The sequence below is a fragment of the uncultured Rossellomorea sp. genome (assembly GCF_947488365.1).
Lineage (GTDB): Bacteria > Bacillota > Bacilli > Bacillales > Bacillaceae_B > Rossellomorea.
Window position 1 is genome coordinate 209,918 of sequence record NZ_CANKZT010000003.1, and the last position, 25,695, is coordinate 235,612.

The following is a 25,695-nucleotide window of genomic DNA, read 5'->3' on the forward strand; positions in this document are numbered from 1 at the left end:
AGGAGAGATTTCACTATGGCAAACCTATTTCAAAGAATTAAAAATACAGTCATGTCCGACCTGCACGAAGCATTAGATAAAAAGGAAAAGAAAAATCCAATAGCTGTGTTAAATCATTATTTAAGACAGTGTGAGCAGGAAGTAGAAAAAGTAAGTAAGCTTGTGGAAAGACAATATCTATTAAAAGAAGAATTTCAAAAAGAGTATCAGCAGGCTTCTGCATTAGCTGACAAACGAAAATACCAGGCTGAGGTTGCATCGAAGGCAAATGAAGAGGGTCTGTATGAATTTGCCCTGCAGGAACAAAAATACTATGAAGAGCGTGCCATACGCATCCAGGAATCCAAGTTGAAAGCGACGAAAGAGCTTGAGGAACTTGAGAGAAAATATGAAGAGATGAAACACAAGCTAAAGGATATGTACATCAAGCGGATGGAGCTGATGGGAAGAGAGAATATTGCCCGTGCCCATAACAAGGTGAATTCTGTGCTTGAATCTTCTTCCGGTTATAACAACCAGGCGTTCTCTAAATTCGATGAAATTGAAACATACTTAGATCATTTAGAGCATGGTGTGAACTCCTCTTATTATCGAAATACGATCGATGCAAAGATCGCTAAATTAGAAAAAGAAGTAAAAAAAGAGGAAACGGAAGCCATTCCTTCATAAAACATGGTATTCTAGGTTAAGAAAAACATAATAACGATAAAAAAGGGGGAGCCCAACCGGGTTCACCCCGTTTTATCATCAAATAATATGAACCTCTTGTCGGATAATCTTCATTCATAAAAAATACATAACCAGAAAGGAGGAACCCCCTTGTTCAATCGTTTACGCTCAGATGGGATCAGCTGGATCATTTTAATAGGAACCCTTTTAATACTGTTGGAAGTATCATTCTACGATGGGGGGGTTCTCGTCTTTCTCTCGATTGCGGCCTTCTGTATCTATATTGGAAGAAAGAAGCTTCCGAGTACTCTTGGAAAGCTCCTGCTGTGGTTTGGGATCATCAGCTTAGCGGTCAATATCTTTAATACCGTAGCATTTAAATTTTTATTGTTTGCCATTCTTCTATTTATCATTGTCCGTTTTGCTGATTCGAAGAAACATCCTAAATACATCACTCCGGCGATTAAGGAAACGTTCACCCACACAAGTGAACCACTCGTCATGAAAAAGTCCGCTCTTCAAAACGAATGGTTCGGGCCGAAACGGACTCCGGAAGACGTATATGAATGGAATGATATCAACATCCAGGGTGTGATTGGAGACTCGGTCATCGACATTGGAAATACGGTGCTTCCTAAAGGGACGTCCGTCGTTTCAATTCGAAACATTTTAGGCAATATTGAAATATTGATTCCGTATGATGTGGAAGTGAGTGTTCATCACTCGGTACTTGCCGGTTCGATTGAGGTTTTTGAAGAAGTGGAGCCGAAAGCGATCAATCAGTCCCTTTATTATCAAACGCCAGGCTATGATACGGCTGTCCAGCGGGTGAAGATTGTAACCTCTATGTGGATTGGTGATTTAGAGGTGAAGAGAATATGAGTACAGTCAGTAAGCAGATCGCAGCAGGCATTCTCTTTTCTCTTGGTTTGGTGGTCTTTTTATCTCTTTCATTCTTTTATTTGTATCCTTTAGAGGATTGGTCCCTGCTATGGGAAGTGGAAATCATGGATATACCGGGAGCAGGGTTTATCCTCGTTGTAAGTATCCTTATCGGAATCGTGTTTGGCATCCGGACAGGGGTGAAGGATAAACGGCAGCTGAGGGAGATAGAAGATGCCCTTATGAATGTAGAGCAGGGCCGCTCGATCACACTCCCTGAAACGGCAACCACGGAAGTTCAGCAGGTTTGGAAAAAGGTCGATGCGTTAGGAAAACATTTAACGGATCAAGCGCGATATTCCCAGAAGCTTGCCAATGAAAAGGCAGAGGAGCAGGAAAAGAGAATCCAGGAAATCGTTTCCCAGGAGCGGAACCGCTTGGCGAGAGAATTGCATGACTCGGTCAGTCAGCAACTGTTTGCAGCATCCATGCTGATGTCGGCCATCACGGAAACACCATCATCCGGCCGAACTCCACATGAAGAGAAGCAGCTTGGAATGGTGGAGCAGATGATTCATCAGTCTCAGCTTGAAATGAGGGCACTCCTCCTTCATCTTCGCCCCGTTGCGTTAAAAGGAAAGAATCTTCAAGAAGGAATGAAGGAACTATTAGTCGAATTAGCTCAGAAGGTCCCCCTTGATATCGAGTGGAAAATAGAAGACATGAGCCTTGATAAAGGAATCGAAGATCATCTCTTCAGAATTCTGCAGGAGTCGGTGTCAAACACCCTGCGACATGCGAAGGCGACTTCCTTGGATATTCGATTGATTAAAAGGGAATCGATCATTATTTTACGGGTAGTGGATGATGGTCAGGGCTTTGATGTGAATGAATCAAAAGTAACAAGCTCCTATGGGCTTCAGAATATGAGGGAGCGAGCCATTGAAATCGGTGGTACGTTTAAAATCATCAGTGTACCGAATAAGGGAACACGCTTGGAAGTAAAGGTTCCCGTTGTGGAGAATGAAGGTGAAAATAATGATTAAAGTGGTATTTGTCGATGATCATGAAATGGTCAGGATCGGGGTCTCTTCTTATTTATCTGCTCAGGCGGATATCGATGTTGTGGGGGAAGCGTCAGATGGAAAAGAAGGCGTCCAGCTTGCTCTGGAGCTGCGCCCGGATATTATTCTCATGGATCTTGTGATGAAAGAGATGGATGGCATTCAAGCGACGAAGGAAATCATTCAAGAGTGGCCAGAAGCGAAGATTATCATCGTCACAAGCTTCTTAGACGATGATAAGGTATACCCTGCCCTGGAAGCGGGGGCGGTCAGTTATATGCTGAAAACGTCGAAAGCAAGTGAGATTGCAGAAGCGGTTCGTAAGACGTATAACGGCCAATCGATTCTTGAACCGGAAGTTACAGGGAAAATGATGACCCGCATGAGACAGAAGACCGTTTCTCATCCCCATGAGGAACTAACCAATCGTGAACTGGAAATCCTTCTCCTGATGACGCAAGGGAAAACGAACCAGGAAATTGCCGATGAACTATTCATCGCCCTGAAAACAGTGAAAACCCATGTGAGCAATATCCTCTCGAAGCTGGGTGTACAAGACAGAACACAAGCTGTAATATATGCCTTTAAACATGATTTAGTTAAATAATCGTGCAAAGTGACCCAAAAAGAAAACTTTTTGGGTCACTTTTTCGTATAGAGAAGGAGAAAGCAATTCTACCTTTCATCTTCAAAGGAAAAGCATCAGAATTCCAACGTGAAATATATATCTATTAAGGCTTGATGTTTTTGGGTAACAAGTATGAAAGAAATACAATTCTTTCATCAACGGAAGGAGGAATAATGGTAGAATAAGCGATATATTGTCAAATATTGAAAAATAACCTGTAGGGGGATATAACGTGAACGCAAAATTCAGTAAGCCTAAAGGGTTCGGTGAAATACTGGACCACACATTTCGATTAAGCAAGAACCGCTTTAAAGACTTTTTTCTTATTTTCCTTATTCTGTTAGGGCCGGTTTATTTACTGCAGGCACTCATTGAACTGGCAGCAGGAGTCAGTTTTTTTAGAACCGTCGGTACAGGGGAAACCTGGTTCGATGGGATAGTCAACAGCTTTTCAGGCGAGTTTACTGCTGAAGAGGTACAGGAAGTAAATCTGGCAGCAGAGCTTGGTACAGGTCTTATTGGACTCATCAGTATAATTCTGGCTCCAATCGCTCAGGCGGCGATTTTATTTGCCCTTAATCATATGAGGAAAAATGAAGAATTTACGGTGAAGCTTGTGATCAAGGAAGCATTCATCCGTTTTTGGCCGATTATCGGAAGCAGTCTCCTATTCGGTGTGATCGTATTCGGTATCGTTTTTGTTCCGATTTTCATATTTGGTTTTGCCGGAGTATTCGGTGCTGCACTTCTGGAGCCGGGCGTCGGGATTGTGATCGCAGGGGTTGTCCTGTTGCTTGCATTCGCGGTTGCAGTAGCTTACCTATTAACGCGTTGGAGCTTCTACTTTGGAGCGGCAGCCATAGAAAATGACGCACCCGGTCTCGGCAGGAGCTGGAGGCTGACGAAGAAACGTGGATGGACCCTTCTTGGATTATTCATTGTTTTCGGCTTGATCATTGGAATCGTAAGTTCTGCCTTCGAATTGACGTTTGGACTGGTCTTAGGGAATAGTGTCCTGTACGGCATGATTATAAACGTTGTAACTTTATTTACGTCGATGCTGTTTGCCGTCGGATTCGGGGTTATGTTCCTTGATCTTAAAACGAGACATGATGCAGATGATTTGAATGAAATGATCGATGATTACAACGGAATCCAATAGCTTTGTTGAAAAATCGAAGTAACCAGTCTGGGTCCGGAAACCTCATGCTTCCGGGCTTTTGATCTGAAAGCTAGGTGAAAAAGATGTTGAATGAAAATAGAGCAAGAGATCAATTAGAAGAAATCTTGGATGGGGAGGAATATAAGGCCTATCGTGATGGATCTCAGGGGCTGCTGGCCAGCTGGTGGGGGAAGGCAAAGGAATGGCTTTCAGAACAGCTGGGAAAACTGTTCCCTTCCCTTGAACCGACAGACGGGGCGGCATCAGGCATCCTGATCATGTTGATTGTCATTGCAGTGGCCATTCTCCTCGTTGTTGCATTCTTTGCCATTCGGAATGGAGTCCGAAAGCGGAAATTCCGCTCGAATAAACCACTGCAGTCCATGAATGAGATGGAGTGGTCTTACGAGAGACATTTAGACGAAGCTCATAAACAAGAGGGGCTCGAAGATTATTCGAGGGCAACCCGTCATATGTTCCTGGCCCTCCTTTTATACTTTCATGAAAGAGACTATCTCGAAGCAAAGGTCTGGAAAACAAATTGGGAGTATTATGATGAACTGCGTAAAGTGAATCGGGATTGGGCAGAGCGATTCTACAGGCTGGCCCTCCTGTTTGATGAGGTGACCTACGGTGAGCGGGAAGTGGAGGAAGAAGAGTATCTTCCCTATAAACAGGAAGCTCTAAGCTGGTTGGAACATGAAACGGATTCACAGCCTTACGCATAAGAGAAAGGAGGTAGGAACGAGCATTGAAAACAAATAGAAAGGCGTGGGTCTGGCTCACCACACTTTTAAGCTTATTTATCATCATCGGTGTATTTCTTTCTCCTGAAAAGCCTAAGGAGTATCCAGCTTATGTTTCCGAGTCTCCATCCCCGTCAGGAATCAAAGCCCTCTATACCTATTTGGAAAACGAAGGTGCGTCTATACAACGGTGGTCTTTTTCACCAGATGGGCTGCCTGCAACTGAATCTGATCAATTACTGATTATGGTAGAACCTTTTTCAATCCCTGAGCAAGAAGAAATGGAAGCTTACGAGAGTTTCATGAGGGCAGGCAATACCATACTATTATTAAAAGATAATCCAAAAGGAATGTTTGGCGCAAAGACGGTCCTATTAGGGGAAGGGCTCGATAATCCTCTTATACGTGATGGAAAAGGGAATACATATCAAACGGATATTTTATCGGACATAAGACTGGAAACGACGGATGAAGATACCATCTTATTAGATGATCGGGAGGGGACGATTGCCTACAGCTCTCCTATGGGTAAGGGTCAATTGATTGTCTCTACTTCACCGGGCTGGGTGATGAACGGGAATATCCTTGATAGGGATCATCTACCGCTGATTCTCAGTCTATTAGAAAGCGGTCTCGCTGCCCGGAAAACGATCCTCATCGATGAATATCTTCACGGAGGGGAGAGTCAGGCGACCCTGGCTTCACTTTATCCCCAGTGGCTGCTGCTTATTTTACTTCAATTACTGATCTTCACCATCCTATGGCTCTGGATGCGGGGCAAGCGGTTTGGAAGTATTCTTGTTCCAAGAGAAGAGACGGTCCGATTCAGTGATGAGCGAATCAAGGCGCTTTCAGCCTGGTACTTAAAAGGGCGCCAATACAAAGAATCCTTAGTGATTCAAGCCGAGTATGTCAGAGTTCTGTTCCAAGAACGGTGGGGGATCCCGACAAGCAAGGAATGGTCGGAATTGAACGGGACGTTGGAAAGAAAATTAACCACCGTTTCTAAAAAAGAAATCGATTCGTTTTTATCAGGAATAAGGGTTGTATTAGAAAAAGAGCGCATCAGTAAACAGGAATACGTACTGTGGTCGAAAAAGATTGAACTATTCAGGAAAGAGGTGGAGGATCGTTGAAACCAGAAATCACATCCTTAATGGAGAAATATGAAGAGCGTATAGTAGGACAGAGCACGAATCTCAAACTCTTGTTATCTTCCATCCTAGCAGGAGGGCATGTGCTGATTGAAGGAGTACCCGGCACTGGGAAAACCCAGATGGTGAAGACTCTTTCCAGGTTGCTCGGGGGAAGCTTTAACCGGATTCAATTCACACCGGATCTGTTACCGAGCGATATCACGGGAAGTACGATTTACAACATGAAGGATAGCAGCTTCCAGACGATCAAAGGGCCGATTTTCACGAATGTATTATTAGCCGATGAAATCAACCGGACACCGGCCAAAACCCAAGCGGCCCTGCTTGAAGCCATGGAAGAAAAGCAGGTGACGATTCAAGGATCAACGTATCCACTTGAAGAGGTATTTTTTGTGGTGGCCACCCAGAATCCGATTGAATTTGAAGGAACCTACCCACTGCCTGAAGCACAGCAGGATCGATTCCTCTTTAAGCTCGACATTGACTTTCCTTCCTTTGAGGAAGAGAAAAGCGTTTTAAAACAAGTGATTGAGAATCATTATGATTCAAGTGAAGTGGGAGCGGTTCTAGACATTGAAACCTTCCTTTCCATCAGAAGGGAAATCGACGAGGTCACACTTAGTGACGCGGTGCTGGATTATATTATGCAGATTGTGAGAAAGACCCGTGAAACGGAGTCGATCCGCTTCGGGGCAAGTACAAGGGCAGCGATTTCGATTGGGAAAGCTGGACGTGCGTGGGCCTATCTGTCAGGGCGTGATTATGTCACACCGGATGATATCAAGATCGTCGCAAGACCGGCCCTAAGACACCGCATACAACTATCCCCGCATGTAGAATTGGAGGGAGTGACCATTGACCAAGTCATCCAAGAGCTTGTTGGGTCGATTCCTGTTCCAAGATAAGGGAATATTGCCGACTGCGAAGTTATTGATCTCGTACCTTCTATTTTCCGGTATCCTTCTGGCAGGAACGTTTATTGGACTATCATGGACGATGATTTTTATAATGAACGGCTTATTTATCGTCGTGAGTCTCATTGACCTGACCCTATCGCCACCCAAAAAGGAAGTAGACATCAAGCGCAGTATCCCTGATCAAATGGAAAGGGGACTTGATTATCTCGTCGATCTGGAAATCATAAACAGATCTAACCGTGAAATGGAGTTTCGGATCCTGGATGGTACCCCTCAAAGCTTTCAAACATCCTTTCCCTTAGAAGGGAAGCTTGAACAGGATTCAGCCGGGACCCTTACCTATGATGTGGTGACACCGGTAAGAGGAGACTATAACCTGACGAAGCTGTATCTTCGCTATCGAAGCTCCCTCGGGTTATGGGAAAAACAAAAAACAATGGAGCTCCAGGATGGGGTGAAAGTCATTCCGGATCTCACTGAAACGAAGAAAGTATTGGAGAGTGCACAGCAATTCTTACTGTATGAAGGGGTAAAGATCCGTAAGCAGCAAAGCGGTGCCGGAGAATTCTCCAAGATTAGAAATTATGTACTCGGGGACGATCCCAGAAAGATTAACTGGCGTCAAACCGCTAAGCTTCGTGAAGTGATGACCAATGAATATGAACCTGAGCATGGGAAGTACATCACGATTCTCATCGATTGCGGAAGAATGATGGGAGCAGAAATGAAAAAAGCAAACCGGTTGGAAAAATCCCTGGAGGCGGCCCTGACCGTGACGGCAGCAGCCCTTCAAAACGGGGACTATGTGTCTGTCCTTGCTTTCAGTAAAGGTGTTAAGGTATATATCCCTCCGGCAAAAGGGATGGCGCATCTGCAAACGATCCTTCACCGCATTTATAATTTGAAGGTAGACGCAGCCGAATCCAATTATGCAGCAGTTCTTCATTATGTACAGACGGTTCAAAAGAAAAGAAGTCTGCTGTTATTATTTAGTGATGTACACACATTTCTTCATGAAGACAGTGCCCTGTTTTATTTACAGCGCCTGCGGAAACAGCATCTCTTTTTAACGATTGGGATAGAAGACGAAACGTTGGTCAAGAGGATCAAGACAGAGCCTGTTGATTCAGAGCAGGCGATGATGAAGAGTATGGCCCAGAAGCAGATGCTCGTGAAGAAAAGGGAGAAAGCCAAGTGGGAAAAACAGGGCCTCCTGATGGTGGAGGCCCGTGAAGAGAAACTGGCCGCTACGGCTGTTTCGTACTATATTGATATGATGAATCGAGGGTTACTGTAGGCTTGCCTTTAGCCGAAGCCTTCCGATCGTCATATAGAGAATCAGACCGATAACCGTTAAAAAGGCAACCATATATTTTGCGAGTAGCGGTATGGCAGCAGGCGTTATGAATCCTTCGATGATCCCGGCGATCACAAACAGGGGTACCGTTCCGAGGAGCAGCTGGACGGATCGTTTCGCTTGCTGCTTTAATTGGTAGCCTCGTGTGAATCGTCCAGGTACAAAGAGCTTATAGCCCATTAAGAGTCCCGCACCGCCTGCAATGAAGATGGCTGTAAGCTCGATCATTCCATGGGGGACGATGTAAGCCCAGAATTCATAGCTCATACCCTGGTGCCAGAAGACAGCGGCCAGGGCACCTACAATGATTCCATTGTACACAAGCATATAGACAGTCAAAAGACCAAATGTCACCCCGCCGGCAAAGGCAAGGAAGGCGACTTTGATGTTATTGGTCATAATGGCAGCCGACATAAGTGAAGAATCCACCTGTCCGTCACTTTTCCCCAGATTAGAGGGATCCACCCCTTGAGACATCTCAGGGGGTAAAATGGAATAAAGATGAAGAGGGTCATTCACGACAGAAATGAAGGCACCGAGTGCACCGATCGTAAATAAAAGCATCGCCGTTACAACGAACTTCCACTGTTCAAGCAGTAATCCGATAAAGGTAGTGGAGAAAAAATGTCTAATTTGTTTTCCACTTGAGATTTGGTCTTTATATAATAGATTGTGAGACTTTGATACGAGGCCGTTCAAATAATCGGTTACTTCTTCACCGGGAAAATAGGTCTGACTGTACGATAAATTCTGGGCAGCCTTTTGATAAAGACGGTTGAATTGATCAATGGCAGGACCCGTTGTGTTCTTCCTCTTGCGAAGAGTCCCGAGGAGATCTTCTAACTGCTTCCAGTCGTCCCGGTGCTGTTTAACGAATTGCTTCACGTTCATTTTGACACCTACTTGTTCTGTTGATTTCTTATCTCTTATTATAGTAAGTTAAGAAAAAAATAGAAACCATTAAAGGTAAATTCATCCATAAGGGAGGGGATTGTAATGCATGAAGAACAAGTCGATATTAGAACCCCCGAATATGTTTCCCTGCAATTTCAGCCTGCAGGTTTAGGGAGCAGGGCTGCAGCCCTGATGATTGATCAGCTGCTGTTAACAATCGTAAACATCCTGATCCTTGTGCTCCTGTTTTTTGTGACGTCGGGGAATAATGGCATATTTAGTATGTTGGAAATCAACTCGACACTGTGGGGGATCGCCATCATCGCCATCTTCTTTCTCAACTGGGGGTATTTCTTTGCTTTAGAATTCTTCTGGGGTGGAAAGACGGTAGGGAAGCGATTATTGGGAATCCGGGTGATGCAGGAAAACGGACACAGTGTTACTCTCTTATCCTGTTTTATTCGCAATCTATTAAGAATCATCGATATGCTTCCTGTTTCCTATTTCATAGGTATGGTCATGATCTTCCTTCATTCTAAACATAAGAGGGTGGGGGATCTTGTAGCCGGAACCATCGTTGTTCATGAGCGACGCGTCAAAGGGAAACGAAAAGAAAAAGCCATCGTGAAGGAAATCCGCCGACGCGGCTTGAGGAAAGAGGATTTAACGGTGGAAGAGTGGGAATTAAAGCAGCTCGGTGCGAAAGAATGGAATCTGATTAAAACGTACAGTAACCGATTCGTTCAGCTCCCCCTTTCAGAACGAAACCAATTAACCAAAAAGCTTGCTCTGATCCTCTATCCGAAACTGGGATTAGAAATACAGGATAAAACCTATGAGGAGCTTGAGGATACCCTTCTCCTTTTATACCTGGCATTAAGCGAAGAGTGGGAATTTGAATGGTAGAAAGCAGCAGAGTCTGGAGAGGGCTTTGCTGTTTTTTTATTTGTCAGATGACAAGGACTTTATACCTGATAAAGATTCCTTGTGGCTATTAAAGCAATCTTTCAAGAAATTAGATAATGACATAGAAAATTAAGTAAATATAGTAGGATAATGGTGATAGAGGTTTACAATCACTAAACGTAATTTACAAAATAATTAGAAAAATAGTGTCCATTACCCCATTACATTACAAAATGCGACAAAATATACTTGTACTGTAATCATATAAATATATTTGTTATTTGCATTGAAAGGGGAAAGGGTATGAGGACGAAAAAGATATCTTTATCAATTGTCAGTATATTGTTTTTACTTACTGGAGGTTTCATCCAGCCTCAGGAATATATGGACAAGAGTATGGCGGCCGCACCCGGGTCTGCTGTCATCAATGAAGTGGCCTGGATGGGGACAACGGGATCCTATAACAATGAATGGATTGAATTGCACAATACAACCTCATCAGATCTATCCATAGATGGATGGGTGCTTGAAGCCCAGGATGGATCACCGAGTATCGGGTTAAGCGGTACAGTATCGCCAAACGACTATTTTCTTTTGGAAAGAACGAGTGATGGAACGATTTCAAATGTCGTAGCGGATCAAATCTATACAGGAAGCCTTGGGAATTCCAATGAAGTTCTGTATTTGAAAGATACCTCCGGCTCCATCATCGATGAAGTGAACAGCTGGTACGCTGGTGACAACACCACGAAAGCCACGATGGAACGAAACGACCGTTCTATCAGCGGTACGGATCCGGCCAACTGGAGCACAGCAACGGCTTCCTATGAAGGTGGATTTGGTACTCCTAAAGCAGCTAACTCACCGGCTCCAAGCAGTAATGGCAGCGAATCCCTCACGAATGTAAGCGAGGAACTTGGAGCCATCAACGTTTATTTCAACAAAAGCGCCTCCACTCAATACGCAATGCCGGGCAACGAAGCAAACTACAACGTGAACCTAGAAGATCGTCTCATTGAACGTTTGAATGAAGCAACCACGTCAATTGACTTTGCCACTTATGAAATCAATTTGCCCAGAGTGGTCGATACGCTGATGGCAAAAGCAGCACAAGGTGTGGACGTTCGAATCCTGGCTGATGCCAAGGATGGATCGGATCCTCATTACGCTGAACGCTATGAAACCATGCGTCTATACTTGGAAAAGCTTGTCCGAGGTCAGGATGGAGTAGTGGGATCAGCGGATGACGCTCATATCTTATCAGATTCCCCTATGTTTGTAGTCGAAGATACCGTGAAGCGGGCAGCTTATGATTTACCTGCAAGCTTCAGTGATTTCCCAGAGCGAAACGTGGCGGTTGGCAGCACGGTGACAACGGGCTATATGTTTGTAGAAGGAGAATTGAAAGGAACGGACAACTATTATTCTCCTGGGAATCAAATGCATAATAAATTTGCCGTGGTAGATGGAAAGTGGGTCTTCACAGGAAGTTGGAATTTCACCGTAACAGGCTTATATGGTTCTGAGGAAAACATGAACCAGGGGATCCTCGACGGAAACCAGCAGCATGTCGTCGAGGTTCACTCTCCTGAACTTGCCTCCATCTATAAAACGGAATTTGAAGAAATGTGGGGAAGTGGATCCACGACTCCAAATAATACAGCATCCAACTTTAGCACAAGAAAAGTCGATAATACACCTCATACGTTGACGATCGGCGGAGATACGGTGGAAGTGTACTTTTCTTCAGGTGACGATGCCGTTGGACGTATGACAGAACTTGTAAAAACAGAAGCAGATGAAAACGCATATTTCACCATTTTCGCATGGAGCGACCAAGCCCTTGTGGACGAATTGAAGAATAAGTGGGAAGGAAGCTATATGGATAACCAGGGAACGTTGACCGGCTTTGACGTGAAAGGTCTATTCGATTCCAGCTTCTGGAATCAGTGGTGGTCGGCAAGCATTGAAATGACAGGTAGAACGGCAACGCAAACGAGCACCAACAATCCTAACACGCGCTGGGCAAACCCGGCACCCGTGTTCAAGGCAAATGAAAGCCGCAAGCTTCATGCCAAAACCATGCTCATCGATGCCGACACAAACAGTGATCCGACCGTCATCGTAGGGTCGACCAACTGGAGTGAAAACGGCAATAATGTGAATGATGAAAACATGCTCATTATCCATGACGATGCCATCACGAATCAATTCCTGCAGGAGTTTAACGCTAGGTATGTGAATGCTGGTGGGGTTGTGCAGTAAGTTGAATGAACAGTTCCTTAAATTAGGCACAGATTGAAAAAAGAGGCTGGGACATAAGTGTTTTAGTCTAAGTAAAACCCGAACAAATCTGCTTCCTGGAAGGTGGATTTGTTCGGGTTTATTATTTATTTCGATACATTTGATTTTAGCTGTTTCCAGCGGTTGATTGGAGTGCAAGACGAAGACTCCCGCGGGAAAAGTAGCTTATGTGAGACCCGTCCGCTCCGGGACTTAGAGGCACATGTCATAAGTCAAACCGTCCAAGAAGGCAAAGAACACCTTCGTGGCCGCTTCGCCTTATGCCACCCGCCTCTATACAAAGCCCCTCCGCTTTTCTTCCCCGCAGGCTTGCCGAGGAGGCTCACGGGCTACCCGCGGAAAGCGTAGTCTTGCACGGAAATCATTGCGGTATTAAGAGCCTACACTTCTATTTTTTTCTTTACATCGTGGCACTTTAGTTTTGTCCCAGACTCTTTAATTGGTGCCATTTCTTGTTTACTCCATCCCGGGAGCCTTCTGAATTTCAAAAATAAGTACAATTGCAGTGATCGCATGGGCAATCAATCGGATGACCGGGAAGAAGTTTAAGAAGGAAGCAAGGATACCAAGGGCACTTCCAAGGATCGGCTGATCTTCTGATCTTGAGATATACAACACGCTCGCATGCCACAGAGCCACTAAACACAGGAGAAAAGGGATAGCATCTCCAGCAATATTGCCAAAGATAGGAACCGCTAAAAACAATTCGATTGAAAAGGACAACCATTTAATTCGTGAAAGCACGGACACACACCTCCTTATTTCAGTGTATGAATGAATGGGGGGCGTGTGCCTGTTTGAGGGAATTGTTTTTGGGGGAGGGGAAGATTGGTGGAGGAGGGCATTGGGCTGAATTTGTCTATGTATATAGAATGGCATATATAATGAAAAATATGGCATGGAAACCCCGGAAATGGCAGTTCGAAATACCCAGCGGAAAGCAACTCTCACATAACTTGTTCTCTAACCAATAGAGCCCGCCTTCTCATTCTAAGAAGGTGGGCTCTACGATTATGCCAGAAGTTTCTCTATAACCTTATGTTCATTCTCATTCAGCAAGTTTTTACCGATTGTTTCGTGAACCTCTTTATTCATGCTATCTTCCAATACAGCGGCTTCTTCTTTATCCCCGACGAGGACGATTCGTTCCCATTTTTCATCGGCGGCCTTTTTGTCCAGGATGCTGCCGAGGCTTTTCCACCAGCGTTGTTGGTTGGCCTTGAGGCGATTTTCGAATTCTTCCTGCTGATTGGCTTTTCCGCCGCCGCTTCCCATGCTGACGTCTGCGTGGTGAGGACCTTCATGCTTTCGCCAATCATCTGTTTCTAAATCGAACTCCATTAATTCGCTGGACTGAATCTCTCCAAAGGCAGAGGTGAGGATTTTGATTTGATTTTGCTGAAGAAGCACGAGTCCTGTGTAAGGATAATCTTTATGCAGGGATTTTAATTGATCCAGATGAGGGTTCTCCTCCCAATAGAAATTCGTTTCAACGGGTACTTGAAGTTCGAAGGTTTCCCAAATACCGCTATCTGCTGAGGCGAAGATGATAAAGCTTCTTGGCAGTTCACGTTCTAAACTATATACATAGTTTTCTACTTTCGGACGGATCGATTGAAGCCTTTCTTTTTCCTCGGGAGCACTTTCAAGGTATTCTTCCAGGCGGTTGAATCCGTTTTTGAGGGCGATTTTCCATTCGCCTCCCTGTTGATCGGGATCGCTGCGGTCCGTATTCAAGTATACAGTCAATAATTTATCAGGTTTTTGTAAGTACAAGTTTTCCAGTACGCTCAGTGTTTTTTTGAAAGGCATGTAATTCCTCCTTATAAAATGCTTACTTTTCATATAAACGGTAGAGACCCCTCTTAAACATCATTTTGTAAAAAAAGGAATTGACGAAAGGGATTTTATAGGAAAAAATAGGAGGGGATAAGGGAGGAGAACAAATGAATATAGAGAAGCAGTGGGTCCAGGAAGATAGCGATTACATACGTAAGAAATTAATCGAATACAATATGTCACAAGTAGATGAGCAGACAAAGACACCCCTGGAGCAAATCAGTTTTGTTATGAGAAACGATGAAGATGAAATCGTTGGCGGAGTGGTCGGAGAAATGTTCTGGCATCATCTCCATATTGATTATCTGTGGGTGGCAGATGACTATCGGCATGGAGGGTACGGCTCCAAACTGATTCACAGGATAGAAGAGCACGCCAGGGAGAAGGGATGCCATCTCGTTATATTAGATACATTCAGCTTTCAGGCCCCTCATTTTTATCAAAAATTAGGGTATAAGGAATTTGGTGTCCTTAAAGATTTTCCTAAGGGCCAAAGTCAGTATTTTATGGAGAAACGATTGTAGCAACCAGCCGGGACTGGTTGCTTTTTTTTCGATTGTAGGTTCCTTCTATAAAATCTCCAATATGCTTTTTAAGCCATTTTCTTAAAGAAATCAGATAAATCATGTTTTATGTTCTTTCCATCGGGTAAATATGTACTAAATAACACACGACGGGAGAGAATAAAGTGAGCTATATTAACCAGGGTAGAGAGCGTATTCAATTTGATCGAAAGGGTAAGAAAAAGGATTTACATATTCTGGAGTGCACACATTGTGAGAATGAATTCCGTTCATCGATGAATGTCAACCAAATCGAGTGCTCACATTGTTCAACATCTACAGATCCTAAATTGGACCTTTCAATTTTTAAAGTCATCGGATTTATTGAAAATCTTCAAGGGAGTGAAGTTCGTTGCTAAACAAGGACAAATTAGCCGATTTGAAAATGGATTTTAACGATATTCTTTGGATGAGTTCCGGAGTTGCCATTATTCTATTATTACTCGCTTTAGCAAATTTCTTTATCCTAGCCTAATCATATTGTTGTGATCGGAAAAGTCCTGTCTGCTTAGCAGGGCTTTTTTTGTTGGGCGAAACTCTCCATTGAAATAGCCTGCCCGCTTTTAGGAATAAAGCGGGCAGGCTTTTCTTTTAGTTGTTATCCTTTATAATTTTCATCATACTCAAGATAAACAACATGAGTTTCCAGGTATTCGTTAAGGCCGTGTTTTCCATCTGCTCCGCCGATTCCGGATTGACCTCGACCAGCGTGGAAACCATTGATGGCTTCGAAATTTTCCCGATTGACAAAGGTTTCGCCGTATCGAAGTTCATTGGAGGCTCTCATGATCTCATGAAGATTTTCACTGAAGATGGATGAAGAAAGACCATATTCAGTATCGTTGGCAAGCTCGATGACTTCATCAAAATCCTTGTATGTCATAATTGGAAGGACCGGTCCAAAGATCTCTTCCTGAATAATCTCCATATCCTGTTTTACATCTACGAGAATGGTAGGCTCGTAGTAGAAACCTTTATCCATATTGAGCGGTTTCCCGCCGGTAAGGATTTTTGCTCCTTTTTCAACGGCTGTATTAACCATTTCAGTTACGGTGTCAAGTCGATCTTTATTCACAAGAGGTCCGATGTCGTTATCCCGGTTTGTCGGATCTCCGACAGTCGTATTTTTCATCGCTTCGGTCATTTTGCTTATGAATTCCTCTGCTATATCCTCGTGGACATACACTCGTTCTGCGTTCGTGCATGCCTGCCCGGAGTTGGTGATTCTCGACGTTTTGATCTTTTCAACGGCAAGATCAATATTTGCATGCTTGGTGACGATGGCAGGTGCCTTCCCCCCAAGCTCCAGGTTTACTTTTGTAATGGACTTCGATGCGGCCTCCATCACTTTTGAACCAGCCGGGTAGCTTCCCGTCATGGATACCATGCGTACTTTAGGATGGCTGGACATTGGGTTTCCGATATCGGACCCTTTACCCGTTACCAGGTTGAAGACTCCTTTTGGCAATCCGACTTCGTCTATGATCTTAGCAAACTCACATGCGGTATTTGGCGTGTATTGACTTGGTTTCATTACAATCGTACAACCTGTCACAATCGCAGGGGCAACTTTCCTGGCGAGGATGAACATCGGAAAGTTCCACGGTACGATTCCTGCTACGACACCGATCGGTTTTTTGTAAACAAGGATGTTTTCATTCGAGCGCTCACTTTCAAGGATTTCACCTTCATATCTTAACGCCCAACCCGCCATGTACCGGAAATACTCGATGGCTAAATCGAGCTCACCCTCAGAGGCATCCAACGTTTTCCCGTTTTCTTCTGTCAGCATTTGAACAAATTGGTCTTTCCGTTCCTCCAGCTTATCGGCTATTTTATATAAATAGGAAGCACGCTCCTTGGAAGGGACCTTCTCCCACGAAAGAAAAGCAGAATGAGCAGCATCAATCGCGTGATTCACATCCTCTTCCGTCCCCATCTGAATGGAAGAAATCGTCTCCTCATTCGCAGGATTGATCACGTCCAGCGTATCCTTCGACGTACTATCCACAAACTCACCATTAATATACATCTGATACTTCTTCACGATTACTCCTCCTTGTAGAACTCTTTCTTATCATATCTCCTCCTTTTCCCGTTCAATGGGGAGGGATAAACATGGGGATGTGCGAGGGACCTCAATCACTCATATATTAACCTCTGAAATCTGAATACAAAGGGGGCTAAGTGAGTTTGTGGGTTCGGTTTTGGAGATAAAATGATTAGAGGGACGGACCTCATCCACTCAATCCTTCAATCGAAACGCTGATTTAATAGGATTTGAGTAAAAATGGAGGTCCGTCCCTCAGAAGGGCTACTTGCTTGATTCTGCGATTTTGACGAGTTGTTTGCCGATGTTTTTGCCTTGGAAGAGTCCGAGGAAGGCGTCGGTTACGTTTTCTAAGCCTTCTGTGATGGTTTCTTCGTATTGGAGTTTTCCTTGGGAAAGCCATTGGCCGAGTTCTGTTGCCCCTTCTTTGAAGCGGTCATTGTAGTCGTTGACGACAAAGCCTTTCATGAGTGCGCTTGATTTGATTAATCTGGTTTGTACGCGGGGTCCCAGATCACGATCCGTTTTGTTATAAGAAGAAATCGCTCCGCATACTGGTACGCGTGCATGCTTATTTAGTAAACTAAGGGCAGCGTCACCAATTTCACCACCAACGTTTTCGAAATACACATCGATGCCGTTTGGACAAGCTTCTTTTAACGCAGTATAGATGTTGTCCGTTGTTTTGTAGTTGATTCCTTCGTCGAATCCAAGCGTATCTGTCAGATAGCTTACTTTTTCATCCGAACCTGCAATCCCGACGACACGGGCTCCTTTGATTTTGGCGATTTGTCCAACTACAGAGCCGACTGCACCTGCAGCACCGGATACAACCACGGTTTCGCCTTCTTTCGGTTGACCGATGTCAAGGAGTCCGAAATAAGCGGTCAATCCAGTCATTCCCAGTATACTAAGGTGAGTAGAAATAGGAGCGACTTCAGGATCGATTGAGCGGATCTGCTTTTCGTCTGCAAGGGAATACTCCTGCCATGGCAGCATTCCTACAACGAAATCTCCTTTTTGGAAGTGTCCGGATTCTGACTCAACGACTTCTCCAACGGCTCCGCCAGCCAACGCTTCGTTCAATTGGAATGGTTCTACATACGACTTGGCATCAGACATTCTGCCCCGCATATAAGGATCCACGGAAAGATAAAGAGTCTTGACTAATACTTGACCTTCGGATGGTTTAGGAACTTCAATCTCTTTGAAGTTGAAATCCTCTTTAACAGGCATTCCTTCAGGACGGGCGACTAATTGAATTTGTTGCTGCTTTTCAGGTAACATCATGATTCCTCCCCGTAATTTAAGCTAGAATATATTTTCCGATTACTTGAAACTTATCACATGGAGTTTAGGTTCTACAAAGAATAACACTTGAGAAAGGTGGGGTGAATGTGGCGAATAGTTGGGATGCGGAGGTCGCTGTCACCATTGAACAGGCAAAAGCATTAATCGAGAATCAATTCCCGGAACTTCATCCAGCAAAAATTGACATCATTGACTATGGATTCGATAACACGGTCATGAATGTAAACAGTAGTTGGGTCTTTCGATTTCCACGACGGGAAATCGCCGTGAAGCTTTTAGAAACAGAAGGAAAGCTCTTACCGCTGCTCGATGCAAAGAATCTCGGACTCCGAATTCCGGTTCCGACCTTTTTTGGAGAGTCTTCCCCTCAATACAAATGGCCTTTTCTAGGCTACCGGTATGTCGAAGGAACGATTCCATCCCGAGCAAGTGGGGTAGTTAGAGAAGGGGAGTCAGCCCTTAAGTTGGCATGGTTTCTAAAGAAACTTCATCTGACGGATGTTTCAGAGGCCTTGAAACGGGGAGTACCTTATGATGAATTGAATCGTTTAGATGTTGAAAAACGAATCCCTGCTTTGGAGAAAAACATTCAGGAAATCATAGAACTAAACCTTTTTTTCCAGGCTGGAAAGTTAAAAGACTATCTTAAATACGTACCAATAAAGCCATTACCATCAGAAACCACACTGGTTCATGGCGACCTTCATTTTAAAAATATGGTTGTGAATGAGAATGGAATCTTATCAGGGATTCTGGATTGGGGTGACGTTCATATTGGCCATCGAGCCATTGATCTTAACCTCGCGTACAGTTATCTCAATCCCGCGGGACGGGAGTTGTTTTTTAAAGAATATGGCGAGGTAGAGGAAGTTGAGTTGGAATATGCCCGGTTCAAAGCCATCTGCACAAACGTTGTTCTGCTTCTTTATGGCTATCATGAAGAGCAGCCTCATACAGTTGCAGAAGCGCAGAAAAGTTTAGAACGTGCATTAAGAAGAGGGACGGACCTTGATGAGTAGCATCAAGGTCCGTCCCTCTTCAGATATCATTTAACGTTCTTTTGAATATACTTCACGATTTTTCTCAGTTCATTCGCGTGTGGACGGCCAAAGGGGCTCGTTTGTCTTTGCTGGTACATGGTTTGTCCTTTTTCGTTCACAAGGAAGTAAGCCGGTTCACCATGCTGTCCGTGATCCTCATAAGGGGCATCCTCATCGTGATAGAACACATCATAAGCTTTGATAGCCTCTAGTTTTTCGTCGGCTAAAACCGGAAATGTTAAATCCTCTTTGTTCGCAAACTCTTGTAAGTCCTCCAGTTTATCACTGGAAATCGCAAGTATGTGAACATTATGTTTTTCAAAATCCTCTTTGTTTGCTTGAAGTTCTCTTAACTCTTCCTGACATACCGGGCACCATGAGCCCCTGAAGAAAACGATAAGATGCCAGCTTTGATGTTCTTTTTGATGGTCCTCGAACGAGAACGTCTCACCTGAAACTGCCGGGAGCGTGAAATTTGGTACCGTATCATTTAATTGAAAAGTTGCCATTATTCATTCCTCCTATTTGTTTTCTTTCTAGTCAGATAGGCGTTAGGACAAACCTAACCAAATCATGAACATACAATAAAGTAATATATTTTGCTTACATGAAGTGTATTTCCCTTCATGCAAGAAACAAAACGTATGAATGTGTAAAGTGAGTAGAAAGGACGAAGGGTATGAGAAGAAATAAGACAGGTCCGAATCTGTGTGTGTTCCCAGGATACAAATGGTGCGGACCGGGATGCAGCGGCCCCGGTGCCCCCATCAATTCAGTTGACGCAGCATGTAAAGCCCATGATCTATGCTATGAGCAATACGGTCCAAGTTGCCGGTGTGATCGGATGTTCATGAGAAGACTTAAGAACGAAATCAATCCTGAGACTCAAAAAGGAAGGCATGCCTTTCTTCTTTATCAATATATGAAGCTCCAGACAAGGGTTACGTGTCAGGGGGATCGGTGTGGGAGGAATCGGTGTCGGGGGTCGTGGATTTAGGTATTAACCGCTTTGAGTGATCAAGCGGTTTTATTTTATTTGGAGTTAGAAGTGTATATAATCCAGTTATTTCCTCTTCTTCAAGTAAGTTGATGTTGAAATTTGTCGTTATTTGTTGAAAAATGGCTAGTGTACCCTATAAGACATTGTTCTTATTTTAGTAAATGATAATGCACAACTATTTTAATTTAAATAGATTTAACCCTGATTACAAAGGATTCCTTGAAGGTATTGTGGTATGAAAGTATTCCAAACGAAATTAGAACCAAAGTTGCCTTTTAAATTTGTACAGGGATTTTCATGCCTGATTCTATTACAATTACCTATGTTATTGTCAGCAAGAAAGGGGAGAGACTGTGTCAACAAAAAAGAAAAAATACCTCTTTGAAATACATTTTTTAAGAGCATTTGCTTGTTTAGCTGTTTTAGGAGTTCACGTATCAGCTACTTATTACTCCATGAATGATAATACGTTTAATTGGTTTTCATACTTCTTAAATCAAGTAGGTCGTTTTGGAACGCCTATATTTGTTGTGATTGCCGGTTTTCTATTATTCTATCAAGTAAAAAGAAACACGTATTCCTTTAATAAATTTGTCACTTCCAGAATATCAAAAATCATTATGCCATTGATACTATGGAGCTTGGTCTATCGTTTCTTGCTCTATTATTTTGATAATCAACAGATTGGAGCAATAAAGACAGAACTTGTGAAGATCTTTACAGGCGGTCACTTCTATCATCTCTATTTTATTGCTATTATCGTTCAATTTTATTTTATCTTTCCTATTCTGCAAAAAGTATTCAGAACGAAAATGGGATTGATTATATTAACCGTCATCTCATTTTTTATCAGTTATAAAATGATCGGGTTTGACCCTGGAATTGAAGGATTTATCGGAAACTTTATGGCAAGTAAATCATTTATGCCGTTATGGATTTTCTATTTCTCATTCGGTGGACTATTGGCCTTCTTCTGGGAGGATATTAGAGATTTTGCAACAGACTTTCCTTGGATGATGTTAGCCTTATCATTACTCATAACAGCAGGAGCAATCGTAGAGTATACACTCAATGGAGATCTGACCAACAGAAGAGCAAGTAATTTATTAAATATACCTCTATTAAGCATTGCTACAATTGGAATGTATCCTTTACTTTCTCATTGGAGTGTTTTGAAAAAGCCTCTGACGTTATTAGGAAAGTATTCTATGGGGATATACCTGATTCACCCCTTTGTTCTTCACTTGATGAAAATTTATTTACCTGCTTCTACGTGGAATATGATGTATTTGCCAGTAACATTTGTCGCCGTGTTAGTAATTTGTGTAGGATTGATCCGACTTATCCAGCAGGTTCCATTTAGCAGTTATTTCATTCCAGTACCAAAAATCAAAAAAACACCAAACAAAGAAAGTGTAAGGAATGTCTCATCAAAAGAAGCTACAGCATAGACGAAAGAACCGGGTTGAACGCCCGGTTCTTTTTTTGTGTGAACCTATAAATTGAGCCAAGTCGATTGAACTCCGGCAACCTTTTCACTTCAAGGGAAGAGTGTAGTGATACACGGTCTCTTCCTTTATATAACCATTCTTTTCATACAATGCCTGGGCATGAACATTGTCCCGGTCGGTTTCCAAAATAAGCGACTTTGCATTGGTTTGCTCAGCGTGCTCTTTGGCAGCGTCTAATAACATCTGTCCGGCCCCTTGATTTCGTGCTTCTTGAGAAACATAGAGGTCGTTCAGTTTCCAAATCCGCTCCATGTAAATAGAGGAGAAAGAAGGGTACAACTGTGTGAAGCCTACATAACTTTCTTTTTCGACCGCAACAAAAATGACAGATTCATCCCGTGATAATCGTTCTTCAAGATACCGTTTTGCTGCAGACCTATCCGTCACTTGATGATAAAACATACGATAAGAATTAAAAAGGTCCACAATTCCTTCTAAGTCTGAAAGTCGTGCCCGAGCTACCTTCATCCAATCCCTCCCTATATACATTATTTTATGAGAGTGGGGAGAGAACATGCTTGTGATGATGAGAATGATGTGGGGGAGGAAAAGGTCTGTTCTCGAGAAGAATAATAGGTAAGATCTGAAAAAGAGGTTAAAGAGACGGAAAATGTTGCATTCAAGGTGGATAATGCAAGCCCGGGAATGGATAAAGATAGTGTATTGCGCCTGTTTTAAAAGTATTTTGTATAATGATAACGAAAAAGTTTTAGTTCTATCGATTTGAAAAAAAGGGGGAAAGCAAAAGAATGATTGAGAAAGATGAAATCAGGCATAAAGTATGGAATCGGTTGACGGAAAATAAATTAGGCCGGTTTCCATTTCCGTTAGTTGGCCGGATTCCGAATTTCAAAGGGGCAGAAAAGGCAGCCGAGTTTGTTCAGAGTATGGATATTTACAAGGATGCTCAAGTGGTAAAAGTAAACCCAGATGCACCGCAGCTTCCACTTCGGGCAACTGTGTTGAAAGACGGGAAAACCTTGCTCATTCCAACACCGCGCTTGAAGGACGGATTTGTCATGATTAAGCCTGAATGGGTGCCCCGGGGAGAAGAGAAAAAGGCAGCGAGTATCAAGCATATGAACTCTTACGGTCAAGTCGTGCCGCTCACGGACATACCTCCCATTGACCTAATCGTCGTAGGTTCCGTTGCGATTCATCGTGATGGGAGAAGGCTTGGAAAAGGAGAGGGATATGCCGATCGTGAATATGCCATCCTGCGTGAAATCGGAAACAAACCAGTGCCGGTCATCACCACCATTAACAGTGAGCAGCTTGTAGGTGACGACATCCCAAGAGATTCCTATGACCTGGCCGTCGACTGGATCATCACCGAAGAAGGCATTACAGAAACCCGTACTCCATACCCAAAACCACACGGCATCGAATGGGACCACGTAACCGAAGACGAAATGGAGAAGATGCCAATTCTGAAGGAGTTGAAGAATTTCTCTGGAGGCGCACTTTAAATTATAATCAATTGGCAAGAATGCTATAGGGACGGGCTTTTGTAAAAATTGGAGGTCCGTCCCTCTAAAAAAATCCCTGAAGGCAAATTCGCCTTCAGGGATTTTTGGGTAATGCTTGTCGCCTCTGGGCAAAGCCCTTCTGCTTTTCTTAGTATCCTTCTACTACCAAATCAAGTTTCCCTGTTTCAGGACTGATGACAAGTCCGTGGACAGGAATCTTTTTATCCATCAATGGATGGTTTTTGATCATGTCGACGCTGTGGGCGACGCTTTCCTGTACTGAGCTGAAGCCTTTCAGCCAGTCGTGGAGGTCGATGCCGGAGTAGTTGACGGTGTCGAGTGTTTCTTCTGGAATCCCACGGTCCTTCATTTTGTCCAGGATTTTGTGGCTGTCAATGGCGCTCATGCCGCAGTCATGGTGACCGATTACGAGTACTTCGTCGGCTTGAAGCTCATACACCGCAACGAGGAGGCTGCGCATGATACTACCGAATGGGTGACTCACTACCGCACCGGCGTTTTTAACGATTTTCACGTCGCCATTTTTCATGTTCATGGATTTAGGCAGAAGCTCCACTAGACGGGTATCCATACAAGTAAGAATGACTAAGCGTTTGTCTGGAAACTTGGTTGTTCTGTACTCTTCGTACGATTGTTCTTGTACAAACTGTTGGTTGTAATCAAGTATGTTCGTTAATAATGTCATGTCGTCTTCTCCAATCTCCTATAAAATTATTTTTATCACTTCACATTTTGTTGAAGGTGATTTTCTATCTCTTTTATTTTATCCATAATTTCTTGTCGATTCCAATCAGAAGTATTTGAAAGCTTCAAATAAAGAGAAGATACTTTAGCCAATACTTCTGTCAAATTCGGTTCTTTTCGTGGATACGTGGATTTACCCATGAGGTCAAATAAGCCATTCATTTGATCTGACACTTTCTTATACTGATCATCTTTTGAAATGACCGCTACATGGAAATATTGCTGCATATCTGAAAACTGATAAAAAATATCGAACAGTTCAAATGTGCTGTTTTTCTTCAGGTTCAATTCAATTTCACCGAAGGGATTTTTATGAATAATCCGAGCGAACTTTGGGGAACTTTCTTCTTCTATAATAGACATGAAGTTTTCCCCGGGCTTTAAAAGGTCGTACCCTGTATTGGAAGCATCAATTAAATTAAATTGCCTATCCAATAGTAAATAAGGAATCGGGCATAAATGCAGGTTTTCCACATGATCACTCCTTTGGGCAGGTTAATGGACGTCATTGCCCGTTCCTCGCTACAGAGAAGGTTTCATGTGGGATAACATTCAGTGAACCTTATTATGTTTGGCTATTTAGGATTAAGGAGCTAGCCTTTCTGGAAGACAAGCTGTTCAGACATATCTGTCAGATACGCATTGAGCTCTAACAAGTCATTAAAGCTTTCTACCTGTGGTTTCTCCAGAAAATCGAGGGTATAGTTTGAAATCAATCGGCCCCCAACTAGAATTTCAACTTCTTGATTATGCTCTCTAATCTCTTCGATGCACTCTTTCAATCGAGTTAGTTCCGTTGTCATACCGATGGATATTCCAATGGCATGAGGTTTCCAAGCATTAATGAAGGTCAATGCATCTTTGACAGGGACATTGGCTCCTAAGTAACGAGTATTCCATTGCTTTTCTTTGAATACTTCGTTAGCAAGCTCCAACCCCAGACTGTGATGTTCACCCTCTATACAAAATAAAAGAGCTTTAGGGTGGTTTTCTAAAGCTTCTTGATGGGTAAATACGGTAGCAAGTAAATATTTAAGAGTTGCAGTAGCCAGATGCTCATCTGCAACGGTAATTTGATTCTTCTCCCAAAGATCACCAATTCTATACATAGATGGTTTTATGATTTTCTCGTAAAAAGTAAAATTATCTATTTTTGAGTGAATAGAAGACGAATGTAATTCCATTAATGAATGCACGTCTCCTGCGAGAATAGACTTGGTGAAAGCCTTGACCAGCTGATTCATTTATGATCACTCCCAGCAAAAATACCAATTACTATATTCAATAGATAGAATTGAAATTCCTGCTACAAATTTCAATCTATAATTGGATTGACTTTCCCTATATTCTTATTTAATATAACCTCTGTATCACTAATAATCGCTCAAGTACCTGAGAGAGGTTCATAGCATTAACCCTCTATAAAAAACTATGGTTCTATGAATCAAACATGTGGTTTTC

General features: G+C 43.1%; 27 protein-coding genes. 17 read left to right on the forward strand and 10 right to left on the reverse strand.

The window, feature by feature from the left end; genetic code table 11:
- The first annotated feature begins 15 nt into the window (after positions 1-15).
- From Q1B03_RS12255 to Q1B03_RS12295, 9 genes are all read left to right on the forward strand, one after another.
- Positions 16-669, forward strand: a complete 654-nt coding sequence (locus Q1B03_RS12255; protein WP_299741505.1) for a PspA/IM30 family protein — start codon at positions 16-18, stop codon at positions 667-669.
- Positions 670-819: 150 nt separating this feature from the next.
- Positions 820-1,551 (forward strand): cell wall-active antibiotics response protein LiaF, encoded by a 732-nt coding sequence (gene liaF, locus Q1B03_RS12260; RefSeq protein ID WP_299741507.1) that lies wholly within the window; start codon positions 820-822, stop codon positions 1,549-1,551.
- Positions 1,548-2,597, forward strand: a complete 1,050-nt coding sequence (locus Q1B03_RS12265) for a sensor histidine kinase (protein WP_299741509.1) — start codon at positions 1,548-1,550, stop codon at positions 2,595-2,597. Before liaF ends, Q1B03_RS12265 begins: the two co-directional genes overlap by 4 nt.
- Positions 2,590-3,222, forward strand: a complete 633-nt coding sequence (locus Q1B03_RS12270) for a response regulator transcription factor (RefSeq protein WP_299741511.1) — start codon at positions 2,590-2,592, stop codon at positions 3,220-3,222. Before Q1B03_RS12265 ends, Q1B03_RS12270 begins: the two co-directional genes overlap by 8 nt.
- 253 nt (positions 3,223-3,475) lie before the next feature.
- The gene (locus tag Q1B03_RS12275; protein ID WP_299741514.1) at positions 3,476-4,405 is read left to right on the forward strand and encodes a hypothetical protein; all 930 of its coding nucleotides are present in this window, start codon (positions 3,476-3,478) and stop codon (positions 4,403-4,405) included.
- A gap of 83 nt (positions 4,406-4,488) precedes the next feature.
- Positions 4,489-5,133 (forward strand): DUF4129 domain-containing protein, encoded by a 645-nt coding sequence (locus Q1B03_RS12280; protein WP_299741516.1) that lies wholly within the window; start codon positions 4,489-4,491, stop codon positions 5,131-5,133.
- Positions 5,134-5,156: 23 nt separating this feature from the next.
- On the forward strand, positions 5,157-6,287 hold the full coding sequence (locus Q1B03_RS12285) for a DUF4350 domain-containing protein (RefSeq protein WP_299741518.1): 1,131 nt from the start codon (positions 5,157-5,159) through the stop codon (positions 6,285-6,287).
- The gene (locus Q1B03_RS12290; protein WP_299741519.1) at positions 6,284-7,213 is read left to right on the forward strand and encodes a MoxR family ATPase; all 930 of its coding nucleotides are present in this window, start codon (positions 6,284-6,286) and stop codon (positions 7,211-7,213) included. The genes Q1B03_RS12285 and Q1B03_RS12290 overlap by 4 nt, the downstream gene beginning before the upstream one ends.
- Positions 7,164-8,522, forward strand: coding sequence for a DUF58 domain-containing protein (locus tag Q1B03_RS12295; protein WP_299741521.1), 1,359 nt, complete (start codon positions 7,164-7,166; stop codon positions 8,520-8,522). The genes Q1B03_RS12290 and Q1B03_RS12295 overlap by 50 nt, the downstream gene beginning before the upstream one ends.
- Here Q1B03_RS12295 and Q1B03_RS12300 read toward each other — a convergent pair.
- On the reverse strand, positions 8,514-9,473 hold the full coding sequence (locus Q1B03_RS12300; RefSeq protein WP_299741523.1) for a stage II sporulation protein M: 960 nt from the start codon (positions 9,471-9,473) through the stop codon (positions 8,514-8,516). The genes Q1B03_RS12295 and Q1B03_RS12300 overlap by 9 nt on opposite strands.
- A gap of 105 nt (positions 9,474-9,578) precedes the next feature.
- Here Q1B03_RS12300 and Q1B03_RS12305 point away from each other — a divergent pair, with 105 nt between their 5' ends.
- Together Q1B03_RS12305 and Q1B03_RS12310 are read left to right on the forward strand one after the other, a co-directional pair.
- Complete coding sequence (locus Q1B03_RS12305; protein ID WP_299741524.1) at positions 9,579-10,382, forward strand: RDD family protein; 804 nt, start codon at positions 9,579-9,581, stop codon at positions 10,380-10,382.
- A 303-nt stretch (positions 10,383-10,685) separates the two neighbouring features.
- Complete coding sequence (locus tag Q1B03_RS12310) at positions 10,686-12,647, forward strand: phospholipase D-like domain-containing protein (RefSeq protein ID WP_299741526.1); 1,962 nt, start codon at positions 10,686-10,688, stop codon at positions 12,645-12,647.
- Positions 12,648-13,142: 495 nt separating this feature from the next.
- Here Q1B03_RS12310 and Q1B03_RS12315 read toward each other — a convergent pair whose 3' ends face one another.
- The gene (locus tag Q1B03_RS12315; RefSeq protein WP_044339178.1) at positions 13,143-13,430 is read right to left on the reverse strand and encodes a hypothetical protein; all 288 of its coding nucleotides are present in this window, start codon (positions 13,428-13,430) and stop codon (positions 13,143-13,145) included.
- Positions 13,431-13,697: 267 nt separating this feature from the next.
- Positions 13,698-14,498 (reverse strand): VLRF1 family aeRF1-type release factor, encoded by an 801-nt coding sequence (locus tag Q1B03_RS12320; protein ID WP_299741530.1) that lies wholly within the window; start codon positions 14,496-14,498, stop codon positions 13,698-13,700.
- Positions 14,499-14,632: 134 nt separating this feature from the next.
- Between Q1B03_RS12320 and Q1B03_RS12325 the strand changes: the two genes are divergently transcribed.
- On the forward strand, positions 14,633-15,049 hold the full coding sequence (locus tag Q1B03_RS12325; protein ID WP_299741532.1) for a GNAT family N-acetyltransferase: 417 nt from the start codon (positions 14,633-14,635) through the stop codon (positions 15,047-15,049).
- Between the two features lie 164 nt (positions 15,050-15,213).
- Entirely contained in the window at positions 15,214-15,447 is a 234-nt protein-coding gene (locus Q1B03_RS12330; protein WP_299741533.1) for a hypothetical protein, read from the forward strand.
- A 239-nt stretch (positions 15,448-15,686) separates the two neighbouring features.
- Here the strand turns inward: Q1B03_RS12330 and aldA are convergent, their stop codons facing one another.
- Both aldA and Q1B03_RS12340 read right to left on the reverse strand, forming a co-directional pair.
- The gene (gene aldA, locus Q1B03_RS12335; RefSeq protein WP_299741535.1) at positions 15,687-17,135 is read right to left on the reverse strand and encodes an aldehyde dehydrogenase; all 1,449 of its coding nucleotides are present in this window, start codon (positions 17,133-17,135) and stop codon (positions 15,687-15,689) included.
- 267 nt (positions 17,136-17,402) lie between these two features.
- Entirely contained in the window at positions 17,403-18,425 is a 1,023-nt protein-coding gene (locus tag Q1B03_RS12340) for an NADP-dependent oxidoreductase (protein ID WP_299742641.1), read from the reverse strand.
- A gap of 110 nt (positions 18,426-18,535) precedes the next feature.
- Between Q1B03_RS12340 and Q1B03_RS12345 the strand changes: the two genes are divergently transcribed.
- Positions 18,536-19,468: a phosphotransferase gene (locus Q1B03_RS12345; RefSeq protein WP_299741537.1), complete on the forward strand. Its 933-nt coding sequence runs from the start codon at positions 18,536-18,538 to the stop codon at positions 19,466-19,468.
- A 26-nt stretch (positions 19,469-19,494) separates the two neighbouring features.
- On the opposite strand, the gene Q1B03_RS12350 is transcribed toward Q1B03_RS12345, so the two are convergent.
- Positions 19,495-19,998, reverse strand: a complete 504-nt coding sequence (locus Q1B03_RS12350; protein ID WP_299741539.1) for a peroxiredoxin family protein — start codon at positions 19,996-19,998, stop codon at positions 19,495-19,497.
- Positions 19,999-20,168: 170 nt separating this feature from the next.
- Between Q1B03_RS12350 and Q1B03_RS12355 the strand changes: the two genes are divergently transcribed.
- Both Q1B03_RS12355 and Q1B03_RS12360 read left to right on the forward strand, forming a co-directional pair.
- On the forward strand, positions 20,169-20,486 hold the full coding sequence (locus tag Q1B03_RS12355) for a phospholipase (RefSeq protein ID WP_299741541.1): 318 nt from the start codon (positions 20,169-20,171) through the stop codon (positions 20,484-20,486).
- Positions 20,487-20,842: 356 nt separating this feature from the next.
- Positions 20,843-21,940, forward strand: a complete 1,098-nt coding sequence (locus Q1B03_RS12360) for an acyltransferase (protein ID WP_299741543.1) — start codon at positions 20,843-20,845, stop codon at positions 21,938-21,940.
- An 84-nt stretch (positions 21,941-22,024) separates the two neighbouring features.
- Here Q1B03_RS12360 and Q1B03_RS12365 read toward each other — a convergent pair whose 3' ends face one another.
- Positions 22,025-22,468 (reverse strand): GNAT family N-acetyltransferase, encoded by a 444-nt coding sequence (locus Q1B03_RS12365; protein WP_299741545.1) that lies wholly within the window; start codon positions 22,466-22,468, stop codon positions 22,025-22,027.
- Between the two features lie 281 nt (positions 22,469-22,749).
- Here Q1B03_RS12365 and Q1B03_RS12370 point away from each other — a divergent pair, with 281 nt between their 5' ends.
- Entirely contained in the window at positions 22,750-23,469 is a 720-nt protein-coding gene (locus tag Q1B03_RS12370; protein ID WP_299741547.1) for a 5-formyltetrahydrofolate cyclo-ligase, read from the forward strand.
- A gap of 148 nt (positions 23,470-23,617) precedes the next feature.
- On the opposite strand, the gene Q1B03_RS12375 is transcribed toward Q1B03_RS12370, so the two are convergent.
- The 3 genes from Q1B03_RS12375 to Q1B03_RS12385 all read right to left on the reverse strand — a co-directional run bounded on the left by Q1B03_RS12375 (position 23,618) and on the right by Q1B03_RS12385 (position 25,478).
- Positions 23,618-24,175, reverse strand: coding sequence for a carbonic anhydrase (locus Q1B03_RS12375; RefSeq protein WP_299741549.1), 558 nt, complete (start codon positions 24,173-24,175; stop codon positions 23,618-23,620).
- 35 nt (positions 24,176-24,210) lie between these two features.
- On the reverse strand, positions 24,211-24,708 hold the full coding sequence (locus Q1B03_RS12380; RefSeq protein ID WP_299741550.1) for a hypothetical protein: 498 nt from the start codon (positions 24,706-24,708) through the stop codon (positions 24,211-24,213).
- A gap of 119 nt (positions 24,709-24,827) precedes the next feature.
- Positions 24,828-25,478, reverse strand: a complete 651-nt coding sequence (locus tag Q1B03_RS12385; RefSeq protein WP_299741552.1) for a B12-binding domain-containing protein — start codon at positions 25,476-25,478, stop codon at positions 24,828-24,830.
- Positions 25,479-25,695 lie beyond the last annotated feature (217 nt).

Bases quoted from the DNA above. Each gene is read 5' to 3' on its own strand.
- Q1B03_RS12255 (WP_299741505.1), top strand. From the start codon at position 16: ATGGCAAACCTATTTCAAAGAATTAAAAATACAGTCATGTCCGACCTG.
- Q1B03_RS12265 (WP_299741509.1), top strand. From the start codon at position 1,548: ATGAGTACAGTCAGTAAGCAGATCGCAGCAGGCATTCTCTTTTCTCTT.
- Q1B03_RS12270 (WP_299741511.1), top strand. From the start codon at position 2,590: ATGATTAAAGTGGTATTTGTCGATGATCATGAAATGGTCAGGATCGGG.
- Q1B03_RS12280 (WP_299741516.1), top strand. From the start codon at position 4,489: ATGTTGAATGAAAATAGAGCAAGAGATCAATTAGAAGAAATCTTGGAT.
- Q1B03_RS12300 (WP_299741523.1), bottom strand. From the start codon at position 9,473: ATGAACGTGAAGCAATTCGTTAAACAGCACCGGGACGACTGGAAGCAG.
- Q1B03_RS12305 (WP_299741524.1), top strand. From the start codon at position 9,579: ATGCATGAAGAACAAGTCGATATTAGAACCCCCGAATATGTTTCCCTG.
- Q1B03_RS12310 (WP_299741526.1), top strand. From the start codon at position 10,686: ATGAGGACGAAAAAGATATCTTTATCAATTGTCAGTATATTGTTTTTA.
- Q1B03_RS12320 (WP_299741530.1), bottom strand. From the start codon at position 14,498: ATGCCTTTCAAAAAAACACTGAGCGTACTGGAAAACTTGTACTTACAA.
- Q1B03_RS12325 (WP_299741532.1), top strand. From the start codon at position 14,633: ATGAATATAGAGAAGCAGTGGGTCCAGGAAGATAGCGATTACATACGT.
- Q1B03_RS12340 (WP_299742641.1), bottom strand. From the start codon at position 18,425: ATGTTACCTGAAAAGCAGCAACAAATTCAATTAGTCGCCCGTCCTGAA.
- Q1B03_RS12350 (WP_299741539.1), bottom strand. From the start codon at position 19,998: ATGGCAACTTTTCAATTAAATGATACGGTACCAAATTTCACGCTCCCG.
- Q1B03_RS12355 (WP_299741541.1), top strand. From the start codon at position 20,169: ATGAGAAGAAATAAGACAGGTCCGAATCTGTGTGTGTTCCCAGGATAC.
- Q1B03_RS12365 (WP_299741545.1), bottom strand. From the start codon at position 22,468: ATGAAGGTAGCTCGGGCACGACTTTCAGACTTAGAAGGAATTGTGGAC.
- Q1B03_RS12370 (WP_299741547.1), top strand. From the start codon at position 22,750: ATGATTGAGAAAGATGAAATCAGGCATAAAGTATGGAATCGGTTGACG.
- Q1B03_RS12375 (WP_299741549.1), bottom strand. From the start codon at position 24,175: ATGACATTATTAACGAACATACTTGATTACAACCAACAGTTTGTACAA.
- Q1B03_RS12385 (WP_299741552.1), bottom strand. From the start codon at position 25,478: ATGAATCAGCTGGTCAAGGCTTTCACCAAGTCTATTCTCGCAGGAGAC.